This is a genomic window from Sandarakinorhabdus sp., assembly GCF_031430775.1.
GTDB lineage: Bacteria > Pseudomonadota > Alphaproteobacteria > Sphingomonadales > Sphingomonadaceae > Sandarakinorhabdus.
In genome coordinates this window covers 1-2,067 of the sequence record NZ_JANPCD010000125.1, presented here as the reverse complement: position 1 = coordinate 2,067, position 2,067 = coordinate 1, and the positions used below count along the sequence as shown (strand labels likewise).

The following is a 2,067-nucleotide window of genomic DNA, read 5'->3' as shown; positions in this document are numbered from 1 at the left end:
ATTCGGAGGGCGCCGGGCTGACGGTCTTGGCCTTGCGGGGTTTTCGCATTTTCTGCGGGGCCGCCGGCGCCATTGCTGCGTCCGGCACGGCTGCGTCGGGGATCGCATTGGGCGATGTTTCGAACGCGGCTTGTTCCGCAGCCGGCGCATCCTTGGGCGCCATCCAGTCATCATTTGCCAGAAACGGCCCCGGCAGGGCGTTCGGGTCGATTGCGCTGGCCTTCATGATGGCTTCGTTCTGCGCGGCCCAGGCCTTTTGCATTTCCTCCAGCTCGGATTCGCGCATCATCGTGTCGAAACCCGAACGCACATGGCGCGACATCGCTTTGGCCTTGCCGATCCAGCCGCCCAGCCAGCGCATGGCGCGCGGCAGGTCCTTGGGGCCGATGACCAGCAGGGCCACCAGGGCGATGACCATCAGTTCCGAGGAATCGATACCGAACATGCTGGCTGTGCCCCGGGGCTCAGCCCTGGGTGCGCTGGTCCTCGGTGACCGGAGTGGCCACCGGCGCGGCGGCATTGGTCACTTGCGGCGGTGCGGGCGCCGGCGGTGTTTCGCCATCGGCGAGGCCCTTTTTGAAGCTGTTGATGCCCTTGGCGAAGTCACCCATCAGATCCGAAATCCGGCCACGGCCGAACAGTAACATGACGACAAGGATGAGAACGACCCAATGGATGAGGCTGAACGAGCCCATGGCGATTGATCCTGAACTGTTGACCCGGCTCTCTTACCCCCATCATGCAGCCGGCGCCAGTGGTGGCCGGCCCTTGCTTATCACCGATGCCCCGGTTAAAAACTGAGTCCTGCGCAAATTGATTGCGCGTTTTCCGGGGGACCCATGGAACAATATCCGATGACATCGCTGGCCATTCTGGCCGCATTGGTGCTGTTTTTTGTCCTTGGCGCCCTGGTCGGCGCAGCGCGCGGCAAATATGGCGTGGCAGCGCCGGCGTGCACCGGCAACGAACATTTCGAGCGGCGCTACCGCGTGCACATGAACACGCTGGAACAGCTGGTCCTGTTCCTGCCGGCGATCGTGCTGGCCGCGCCGGTGCTGGGTGACGAAATCACTGCCGCACTGGGGCTGTTCTGGTCGGTGGGCCGCATTGTCTTTGCCCGCGCCTATTATGCCGATCCGGCCAAGCGCAGCCTTGGTTTCGTGCTGACCATCACGCCATGGGCGGTGCTGCTGATCGCGGCGGCCTGGGGCGCGATCGCCACTCTCACCTGATGTGGCCGGCGCCCGATCCTGCCGGGCCGGGCCAGGAAAGCGTCTGGGACTATCCGCGCCCGCCCCGGCTCGAAGCTGAACCGCGCCGCTTGCAAATCCGGCATGGCGGCGTGGTGCTGGCCGATACACTGGCCGGGTGGCGCACGCTGGAGACCAGCCATCCGCCGACCTATTATATCCCGCTGGCCGATGTCGCGCAGGCGCATCTGCGTGCTGCTGGTGGCGGATCATGGTGCGAATGGAAGGGGCGTGCGCGTTACTGGGATGTGGTAATCGCCGAGACCGTGCTGGCCTCGGTGGGCTGGTCCTACCCACAGCCGACGGCGGGTTTTGCACCGCTGGCCGATTGTATCGCGTTTTATTGCCAGCCGTTCGACACGGTGATGGTCGGCGACGAACGCGCCCGGCCGCAGCCCGGCGGTTTCTATGGCGGCTGGATCACGTCTTGGGTGGTCGGCCCCTTCAAGGGCGGGCCGGGCAGCCAATATTGGTAGCTGGCCGGGGCGGCCCACGAGGCAGAGACTGATGGCCTGCATTGTGAAGGAGCAAGCTGTGGGTAGCATTGGCCAGGAAACATTGGTGGGCCGCGTCGCCTTTGTCACCGGCGCCGCCAGCGGCATCGGCCGCGCTTGTGCCATCGCGCTGGCCCATCAGGGCGCACGCGTGTTCCTGACCGATATCGAAGCGCCGGGCGGCCGAGAGACACTGGCGATGATCACCGATGCCGGCGGCGAGGCGACGTTTCGCGGTCAGGATGTCACCGAAGAACCGCGCTGGGCCGAACTGGCGGCGCGGGTCATGGCGCTCTATGGCCGGCTCGACATATTGGTGAACA

The 2,067-nt window shown here is 65.3% G+C and carries 5 protein-coding genes; 3 read left to right on the top strand and 2 right to left on the bottom strand.

Going from position 1 to position 2,067, the window contains the following annotated elements; translation table 11 throughout:
* Both tatB and RMQ73_RS07735 read right to left on the bottom strand, forming a co-directional pair.
* Positions 1–445: Sec-independent protein translocase protein TatB (gene tatB / locus RMQ73_RS07740; protein ID WP_310497536.1), on the bottom strand; the 445-nt coding region annotated here is incomplete at its 3' end.
* 19 nt (positions 446–464) lie between these two features.
* A complete protein-coding gene (locus tag RMQ73_RS07735) occupies positions 465–695 on the bottom strand; it encodes a twin-arginine translocase TatA/TatE family subunit (protein WP_310497533.1) in 231 nt (76 codons plus the stop codon).
* A gap of 144 nt (positions 696–839) precedes the next feature.
* On the opposite strand from RMQ73_RS07735, the gene RMQ73_RS07730 reads away from it, so the two are divergent.
* The 3 genes from RMQ73_RS07730 to RMQ73_RS07720 form a co-directional block, all read left to right on the top strand.
* Entirely contained in the window at positions 840–1,232 is a 393-nt protein-coding gene (locus tag RMQ73_RS07730; protein ID WP_310497530.1) for an MAPEG family protein, read from the top strand.
* Positions 1,232–1,726 (top strand): DUF427 domain-containing protein, encoded by a 495-nt coding sequence (locus tag RMQ73_RS07725; protein WP_310497528.1) that lies wholly within the window; start codon positions 1,232–1,234, stop codon positions 1,724–1,726. Before RMQ73_RS07730 ends, RMQ73_RS07725 begins: the two co-directional genes overlap by 1 nt.
* Before the next feature lie 58 nt (positions 1,727–1,784).
* The coding region (locus RMQ73_RS07720) for an SDR family NAD(P)-dependent oxidoreductase (RefSeq protein ID WP_310497525.1) at positions 1,785–2,067 on the top strand (283 nt) is incomplete at its 3' end.